This is a genomic window from Paraburkholderia sp. GAS82, assembly GCF_050436285.1.
Lineage (GTDB): Bacteria > Pseudomonadota > Gammaproteobacteria > Burkholderiales > Burkholderiaceae > Paraburkholderia > Paraburkholderia phenazinium_B.
This window is the reverse complement of record NZ_JBNDLX010000012.1, coordinates 234,313-243,970: the sequence shown is the minus strand read 5'-3', so window position 1 is coordinate 243,970 and position 9,658 is coordinate 234,313. Positions and strand designations below refer to the sequence as shown.

General features: G+C 63.0%; 2 protein-coding genes. Both read right to left on the bottom strand.

The features are described from left to right. Positions 1-3: 3 nt before the first annotated feature. Positions 4-8,559, bottom strand: coding sequence for an amino acid adenylation domain-containing protein (locus tag P3T17_RS31825; RefSeq protein WP_429410677.1), 8,556 nt, complete (start codon positions 8,557-8,559; stop codon positions 4-6). Between the two features lie 116 nt (positions 8,560-8,675). Beyond that, the gene (locus P3T17_RS31820) at positions 8,676-9,539 is read right to left on the bottom strand and encodes a YqcI/YcgG family protein (RefSeq protein WP_429410724.1); all 864 of its coding nucleotides are present in this window, start codon (positions 9,537-9,539) and stop codon (positions 8,676-8,678) included. Between the last annotated feature and the right edge of the window lie 119 nt (positions 9,540-9,658).

The following is a 9,658-nucleotide window of genomic DNA, read 5'->3' as shown; positions in this document are numbered from 1 at the left end:
TGCTCAAAGGGTGTCGATAAAGAGATCGAGACCACGCAGCGCCTCGTCATTGTTCTCACCTTGACGCGTACGATCGATAGCCGCCGCCTGCTCATGCAGCGTCGCCGCTTCGAACAACGTGGCGAGCGGCAGGTTCGCGTTCAGTTCGAGCGCGATCCGCGCGTTCAAACGCACCGCGAGCAGCGAATGGCCGCCCAGCGTGAAGAAATCATCGTGACGTCCGACGCGTGCAGCGCCTAACAATGTCGACCAGATCGCCGCGAGTTGCGCCTCGACGCCCTCACGCGGCGCCTCCCAGGTCACCTCCCTCGCGGCCTCCGAAGAAGGCTGCGGCAAAGCGCGCCGGTCCACCTTGCCGTTCGCATTCAGCGGCATCGCCGCGAGCGGCATGATCCGCCAGGGCACCATATACTCAGGCAGGCGCTGCGCGAGTTGTGTACGCAACGCGGCGGCGTCAAGCGACTCGCCCACCGCGTACGCAATCAGTCGGCCATCGTGCGCAACGACGACGGCTTCGCGAACACCGGTTTGTGCAGTCAACGCCGCCTCGATCTCGCCCAACTCGATGCGAAAGCCGCGGATCTTTACCTGATGATCGAGCCGCCCCAGATAGTCGAGCGCGCCATCGGCACGCCAGCGTACCAGGTCTCCGGTACGGTAGAGGCGCGCGCCGGGCGTACCGCCAAGCGGGTCCGGCACGAAGCGTTCCGCCGTCAGCCCCGGCCGGCCCAGATAACCACGCGCCAGTCCGGCGCCGCCAAGGTATAACTCACCGGGCACGCCCTGCGGCACAGGCTGCATCCGCGCATCCAGCACCCAGGTTTGCGTAGCCGCAATTGGCCGACCGATCGGCACCGGACGCCCGGCTTCTGCGATGCAAGTCCACGCGGTGACATCGATCGCTGCTTCGGTTGGCCCATAGAGGTTGTGCAAAACCACCTGTGGCATTGCTTCGGAGACCTTTGCTTGCAGATCGGCCGGGAGCGCTTCGCCGCTGCATACGATTCTCGCAAGTGTCTCGCCGCAGCGTGATGCCTCTCCGCTCGCGGTGAACGCCTGCAGCATCGACGGTACGAAATGCAGCGTGCTCACCCGGTAATCGCGGATGGCTGCCGCCAGCCGTTGAGGATCGCGATGCGCGTCCGGCGCCGCGATAGCGAGTCGTGCCCCCACCATCAGCGGCCAGAAGAATTCCCAAACGGAGACGTCGAAGCTGAACGGTGTCTTTTGCAGCACCGTTTCACCACGTTTCAGGCCGTAGGTCTGCTGCATCCAGACCAGACGGTTCCATAACGCGTCGTGACGGTTGCCCACACCCTTCGGACGGCCGGTCGAACCCGACGTATAGATCACGTAGGCGAGATTCGCGCCGTGCAACGGGATGTCGTTGAGATCGGATGTTGCGTACGCAGCGGCGTCGATCGATTCCAGTTCGACGCGGCGCACGCCGTCTACCTCTGGCAACGAGATGCCGCCGTGGGTCAGCAACAGGTCAATGCCGCTATCGTCGATCATGTACGCGAGGCGCTCGGCCGGGTACGAGGGATCGAGCGGCACGTAGGCCGCGCCTGCCTTCATGATGGCGTAGAGCGCGACGACCATCTCCAGCGAGCGATGCGCTGCCACACCGACACGCGATTCGACGCCAACGCCCTGCGCACGCAGCCAGCGCGCAAGCTGGTTAGCTTGCGCGTTCAGTTCGCCATAACTCAGGACCTGCTCGCCAAAGAGCAAAGCGGCCGCGTCCGGATGTACGGTGGCATGATGTTCGAAGGCACGGAACACCGGCTCGTAGCCCACGTAACGAGTCGAATTGCGGCTCCAGTCTGCGAGGATGGAACGTTCCGTGTCGTCGGCCAGCACGATCGCGTCGACCGTTTCGTTTAGCCCGTCGGTGTGTCGCGAGAACGCTTCGAGCAGCCGCTGGTAATGGCGAGTCAGACGCTGCACAGTCGACTCGTGGAACAACTCCTGCGCGTAGGTGAATTCGAGCGTCAGCGTGCCGTCTTCCTCTTCGCGCGTATCGAGCATCAACTCGAACTGCGCCATCGTGCCCGGAAGCCGGTAAGGCTCGATGGTTAGATCAGGCAGTTGCTGCAGCACACGCCAGTCGCGTCGCTGATGATTGAACATCACCTGGAACAACGGGCTGTGGCTCAGACTGCGCTCGGGGCGCAGCGCGTCCACCAGGACATCGAATGGGAGTTCCTGATGGGCTTGCGCGCCTTCGGCTGCGTTGCGCACCTGGGTCAGCAGAGTCCCTAATGTGGTCGCGCCGTCGATCTGGCTGCGCAGCACCTGCGTGTTCGCGAAGAAGCCGATCAGCGGCTCCGTTTCGACGCGGTTGCGGTTCGCGACCGGAACGCCTACGCGGATGTCGCGCTCGCCTGTGTAGCGGTGCAGCAGCGCCTGGAATGCGGCTATCAACACCATGAACGGTGTCGTCGAACTGCGCTGCGCGCATTCGCGGACCGCCTGCGCCAGTTCGGGCGGCAGCGTCACGCCATGGCGGCCTGCCGTGTACGACGCGTGCGCCTGGCGCGGTGCGTCCGTCGGTAATGCCAGCACTGGATGCGTCGTGCCCAGCGTATCGCGCCAGTAGGCGAGCTGCTTTTCCTGCTCGCCTGCTTCGAGCCACTCGCGTTGCCAAGCCGCGTAGTCCGCGTATTGCACGGGCAGCGCGTGTACGGTCAACGGTTCGCTCAGTACTGCTGCGCGGTAATGCGCCACCAGTTCTTCCAGCAGCACCTGTATCGACCAACCGTCCGAGACGATGTGATGCAGCGTCAGCACTAGCAGGCTGCGGCCCGCTTCGCCTTCGCTACGGTACAGGGCAGCACGCAACAATGGACCTGCTGCCAGATCGAACGGCTCGCTCGCCAGTGCGCGCGCTGCCGTATCGATCTGTGCGGCCGGCAAAGTAGCTTCGCGCCAGTCGAGTTGAGCGTGCGCATCTATCTGTTGTTCAACCCTGCCTGCTTCGTCTGCTACGAAGCGCGTACGCAGCACTTCATGACGCGTCACGATCGCTTCAAGACTCTTGCGCAACGCAACCGCGCTGAGTTCGCCCCCCAGCCACAGCCCACCTGCCACGTGATACGCACTGCTCTCAGGATCAAGCTGCCATAAGAACCACTGTCGCCGCTGCGCAAAGGACGCTTCCGTGCGCGCCCTCACTGTGTCGGGCAGACGCTTGATCGAAGGCTGTCGATGAGCATCCTGCTTAGCCGCTCCACCCTTCGACTCCGTGTGAAGCGCAAGTTCGGCCAGAGTCCGCCGCTCGAACAACTGCTTCGGCGTGAGCCACAATCCAGCCTTACGCGCTTTCGCAACGACCTTGAGGCCAAGAATCGAATCGCCGCCGACTTCGAAGAAATTCTGTCCCCGGCCGATCCGGCCCGGTTCGATACCGAGCACTTCCGCCCAGATCTGCGCGAGTGTGAGTTCGGTTGCCGTGCGAGGTGCACCGACGTTAGTGGTATCAAGGCCCGCGGTCAGTTCAGACCGCACTTGCCGATGTTCGTTGAGCGCCGCCCGCAGCGCGGCGCGGTCGAGCTTGCCGTTGGCGTTCAGCGGCAGCGCGTCGCGCGCGATGGTCTCCGCCGGCATCATGTAGTCGGGCAGCGCGCGGGCAGCGTCGACCATCACGGCATCGAGGGCACGGCTCGTCACGACAAACGCCGCCAGGCGTTTTCCCGACGACGCGTCGTATGTCAGCACCGCGACATCTTGCACGCCATCCACGCGAAGGATCTCGCGCTCGACCTCGCGCGGCTCGACGCGATAGCCGCGAATCTTCACCTGATCGTCCACTCGACCGAGGTATTCGAGCAGGCCGTCGGCGCCGCGACGTCCTCGATCGCCGGAGCGATAGAGGCGAGCACCGGGCACGAGCGGATCGGGCACGAAGCGTTCAGCCGTGAGGCCAGCGCGACCATGATAGCCGCGCGCGACACCCGGTCCACCGAGGTACAACTCACCCTCAGCGCCTCGCGCCACTGGCTCCATCCGATCATCGAGCAGGTAGATGTGGGCGTTGGGCAGCGGCGCACCCAGGGGCAAATCGTGGCCTGATTGCGACGCTTTCGGGAGAGCGTGCATCGCGATGCCGACCGTCGTTTCCGTTGGCCCGTAGTGATTGAAGATTCGACAGATCGGCTGGAGCGCACTGAGACGTTCGAGCAACGCGGCGGGGGTCGCCTCGCCGCCGACAATCAGCGCATGTGTCGGCAGAACATCGCGAGGACGCGCTGCGGACAGCAATGCGGCCAGGTGGCTCGGCACGATCTTCAGTACACCGATCCGGTGCTCCGCCATATAGTGCGCGAATCCATCGGGATTAAATGCGAGGTCCTGTGCAAGCAGATGCAGCGTGCGTCCGGAGCACAGCGCGCCAAATAGCACCGTATGGCCGAGATCGGCGGCAGGGGTAGACACCATCGCAAACGACGCGTCCGCGTCGACCTGCAATGTCGTGAGCATCCCGTTCACGTAGTTTGCGAGACCACCATGGGTGACGACGACGCCCTTCGGTTCACCCGTCGAACCTGAGGTGTAGATCATGTACGCCGCTCGGTCTGCGTGCGGTGGGCGGCGTGAACGTGGTGCCGGTTCGGTCGAAGCGATTCGGTACGCTGACGAAGCCGTTAGGTCGTGTTGCAGCGCGAGCGTTGAGATGCTCGACGCGATACTAGTCAGGGCCGCCGGCAAGGCGCCGGCATGGAGCAACGCAACTGCGCCGCTGTCCGCGATCTGCGTGGCGATCCGTGCGGGCGGCATCTGCGGATCGAATGGCACCCAGGTTGCACCGGCCTTCAACGCCGCCAGCATGCCAAACACCTGTTCGATCGAGCGGCTGGCCAGCACGCCAACGCGCGCTTCATCGCCTACACCGAGAACGTCAAGTTGGGCCGCGAGCGCTTCTGCTGCGGCGTCCAGTGCACCGAATGTCACACTGCGCTTGCCGTCGTAAAGAGCGATGCGTTCGGGGTGACGTGCGACGCTGGCATCCCACAGCGCCAGCACGTCTTGCGTAGTGTATGCGTCCTGTGGATTGGTGATGTTCTGAACGTTGCTTGCGCGTCGCCCGGTAGTCGCGCCGCAATGCATCAGCTCCCTAACTGAGCTCGCTACATGTCGCTCCAAAGGCGTATCGGGCGCTCCGCCGAGTCGCTCCGCCAACTCAGTAAACAAGCCCGCAAAGCGTTCAGCAAACGCGGTGTCGAACACCGTATCGTCATACGCGAGCAAGCAGTCAATCGCTTCACCGGTGCGGGTGAAATCAAGTGCAAGGTCGAAATGAGGTGCGTCATTCAACAACACATGAAGCCGCGCGTCGAGTGGCGCGAACGCGGCTTCGGCGAATGGCTGCTGTTCGGTCAGCTTGACCTGGAACAGCGCGGCCCCGCTTGCGCGGTTCGGCAGCAGCGCGCTGACGAGCCGATCGAATGGCACATCCTGATGTTCCTGCGCAGCCAGCACGGTTTCGCGTACGGCATCGACGAGCGCGCCGAAATCGCGATGCGCGTTCATGCGCGTGCGCATTACCTGCAGATTGACGAAGTAGCCAATCATCGACTGCGCTTCGGGAAGCTTGCGCAGTGACATCGGCGCGCCAACGCGAATGTCGTCCCGGCCGCTCAGACGTTGCAGGGTGACATTCAGGACTGCGAGCATCGTCATGAAGAGCGACGCGTGCCGGGTTGCGCCAACGCGTTTTAGCGTCGCTGCGGTACGGGCAGGAAGCGAGAAGGTCAAACTGCGTTGATGCCCTGCAAGGCTCGTAACATCTGCGACTGAAATCGCAGCACTTGAAGCGGGTCGTGCAAAGAGTTGCGCTGCGGCAGCGGGATCCCCGTCCGCAGCGAGTTGAGTGCGCCAGTACTCGAGCTGGCGCGCAAGCGCAGCGGAATCGAGCGTGGCACGCTCCCACGCGACATAATCCACGTGCTGTAACTGAGGCTCGATGCTCGACACCGCTGAAACCGGCCCGGCCAGTTGCGCACGATAGGCGTCCGCCAGCGACGTAAGCAACACGTTCACCGACCAGCCATCGGCGATGATGTGGTGGAGTGCAAGCAACAGGCGATGCTCGCGCCCACCGATGCTGACCAGGTGGGCGCGCAATAGCGGCCCGTATTCGAGATCGAAGGGCTGTCGAGCCACCTGCTCGACCAGTGCATCGAGCATAGCCTCACGTTGTGCGGCAGACGAGCCAGTTTCAAGCCGCGTCACGGGTAACAGCACGCGCATGTCGCCCTCGATGACCTGCACGGGCTCACCGTCGTCGCCAAGCGTGAAATGGGCGCGCAGGATTTCATGGCGTCGTACCACGTCGTCAAACGCACGCTGCAGGGCGCCCAGATCCAGTTCACCTGTTAAATGCAACTCGCCGCTCATGTTGTAAGCGGCACTCGCGGGGTCATGGTGCCACGTCAACCAGAGGCCTCGTTGGGCATCGGAGGCGCGCGTCTGCGTACGCTGGTCGTCGGAGAGACGCACTACCACCAACTCCGGCGACACCGCTCCTTGCGTGCTCCTCTGCTCGATTAGTGCAGCAGCATCCCTGAAAACGGGCGCACCAAAGACATCGCGCGGCGTGTAATCGATCGCCCAGCGCGCCCGCGCAGAAGCAGCCAGTTGCACCGCCGCGAGCGAGCTGCCGCCGAGTGCAAAGAAGCTGTCTTCGCGAGCAGGGCGCTCCTGCGACAAGCTCAATGCATCACGCCACAGCGCGGCAAGCTCCTGTTCAAATCCGGCCAGCGGCGCTAACAATGCAGACTCGGCCACAGTAGCGCCACCATCACGCAAGGCATTCGCTTCAACCCGACGTCCCTGCTCAAAATAAGCATAGGCGTCGAGCGAACGCTGCTGCCAACCGCGCACACAGGCCGCTCGCTGTACCTTACCGCTCGATGTCTTCGGCAACCCACCTGGATTCAGCAGCACAACGACACCCGCCGGTTCACCGCAAGCAAGTGCGACTGCTTCGCTCAGCGCAGCCGAAATCGCCTCCGCCGGCGCGAGTTTCTGCATGTTGCGCGAGACTTCCGCAGCGATGCCAATGCCTTCCTGACCATCGATCTCAACTGCAAACGCCGCGACGCGACCACGACGCACCAGTTCGACCTCGCGCTCGATCGCGAGCTCAAGATCGTGTGGATACAGATTGCGACCACGCACGATCAGCAGATCCTTGATCCGCCCGGCGACGTAGAGTTCGCCCTCGTGCAGAAAGCCCAGGTCGCCAGTGTGCAGCCAACGTGCGCCGTCGCGCTCGACGAACGTACGAGCGCTGTCCTCGGGCCGACGCCAATAGCCAGCCGCCACGCTCGGACCTCGCACGAGAATCTCGCCAATCTGCCCCGCGCCCAGCTCAATGCCACTCTCGCTATCGACGATTGCCAACGCATGGCCGTTCACAGGCTTGCCGCATGAAACGATGGGTATGCCATCGCCATCCCCGGCGCCTTCGCCTTCGGCACGACCGGCTGCGAGTCCAGTCGCAGAAAATGACGGCGCACGAGCACCACTCCCCGGCGCCATGCCGCTGACATAGAGCGTAGCCTCAGCGAGTCCATAACACGGAAACAACGCATGCGGATCGAACCCGACGCCAGCGAAGCGTCCAGCAAAAACCTCCAGAGTGGACTTTCGAACCGGCTCCGAGCCAGAGAACGCGAGCCGCCACGAGGACAGATCTAAAGCTGCACGCTGCTCTTCGCTGACGCGATCGGCGCACAACCGGTACGCGAAGTCGGGACCACCCGAGATCGTGCCGCGATGACGCGCGATTGCTTCGAGCCATCTCACCGGCCGCTCGAGAAAATACTGCGGCGACATCAGCACCAGTGGGATCCCGCTAAACACAGGCTGCGACAGCGTTCCAATCAGACCCATGTCGTGATACAGCGGCAGCCAACTCACAAAGACGTCGTTCTCGCGAACACCAAGGCCTTCTCGGATGGCCAGTTCATTGGCCCACAAACTGCCGTGCGTAACCATCACGCCCTTGGGTGCCGATGTCGAACCTGAGGTGTACTGCAGAAATGCGATGTCGGACGGCACGGCGCGATGCGGCTCGAAGGAACTCGATGCGTCGCTGCCCAGATCGAGCGTGTCCACCATTACGATTTCAGCGCGTGGTCCGATCTTCTCAAACGCATCGCGAAGTTTGCCGGCAAGCGCAGCAGTCGTCAGGATGAAGCTAGCTCCCGCATCTGCGGCGATCGACTCGAGGCGCGAGAGATGTTGTCCGCGCAACGACTCGGGCGGATAAGCCGGCACTGCGATAACGCCTGCGTAGAGGCAGCCGAAAAACGCTGCTACGTAATCGACACCGCTATCCATCAACAGAAGCGCACGCGGTGACATATGGGCTGCTTCCGCATCCGCCTCGCCATCCACCCCGTGCAAGACTGCGCCAATTGCCCGTGCGCGCCGGTCCAGCCCCGCATAGTCATAGCGCTTCTCACCGCTGGCATCCAGCGTCACCAGCGCGGTACCGGTCGCGCGCGATACGCTCAATGCGCGCAAGCGTTCGATCATGTTCTCAGTCATTTCACCATCTCGTGTGGCAGGCCGCGCCCGTTGCGGCGATTCGGGCAATGCGTCACCCACTCGCTCAATCTTCGCCGCGTTCACGACGCGCACGGCGTTCGCGTTCGTGCTCGGTCTCAGTCGGGTGCCGATGTTCTGCGCCATGCCGCATCGACAAGCGCGTGGGCTGCAGCCTTCTCGCGTTGACGCTTGAGAAATGGACAACGATCGTCGGCGGGCAGGTTGGTGTCGTCGAGGAAGTACTGCTTCCATTCCAGATTGCCTGGGTCGCCGTAAAAGCCGAGGTCGGGGTGTGCGGGAATCGTGTCCCAAGTTTCGATGCGTTTGCGCACCTGATTGCGCGCCTCACGCCCGATCACCTTGTTGGTAATGGTGTCGACGAACACGCTGCGTGGCTGAAACAGCAGCACCATGCCGGGTCCAAGATTGCGACTATGTCTCTGCCGGAACGACGGGCACGCGCAAACCACGAAGGTCTCCACGCCGGCAAACGAAAACTCCCAGTCTTCGTGCGACGGGTCCGGCTGGGCATCGGCATGCGGATCGGGGTCAACGTCGTGCAGGTGCTGCAGAATGCTCCAGAACAAGTCGTGATACGCCGCGTGCGTAAGCGGCTCGCGATCGGGTTCGAAGAACACCGCAATGTTGTTCTTGCGATATTGCGGCAGCGAGACGAGCTCGGCGAACGTTTGCATCGTTGCGGGCAAATCGCGAATGTCCTTGCCGTTCACATACGAATAGAACATTTCGCCGCGTTTCTCGGCCATCGTGCCGAAGAAGCACGGATACGCCGGGTCCATCACATGCCCGCACATCGTGCCATACGACGCATCCAGCCATGCGGGCGGATTCGCTGCCGCGCCAGTCGCGCGTCCTGCGATGATCCGGCTTTTCCAGTCGCCGGGATCGAATCCTTCGCTGGGCAGCGCGTCTTCGTGTGGGTTTGGCGCAGGCGGTTCGGCGAACTGCACGGCATCCATCACGGTTCCCTCGTTTGAGCGCATCTTCAATGTCCTTTGTCGTCACACATCTGCATCGCGCAGTGGCGAGCGGGCCGGCACACGCCCTCGCGGACGTGCGTCAACTGCGATATCGGTTT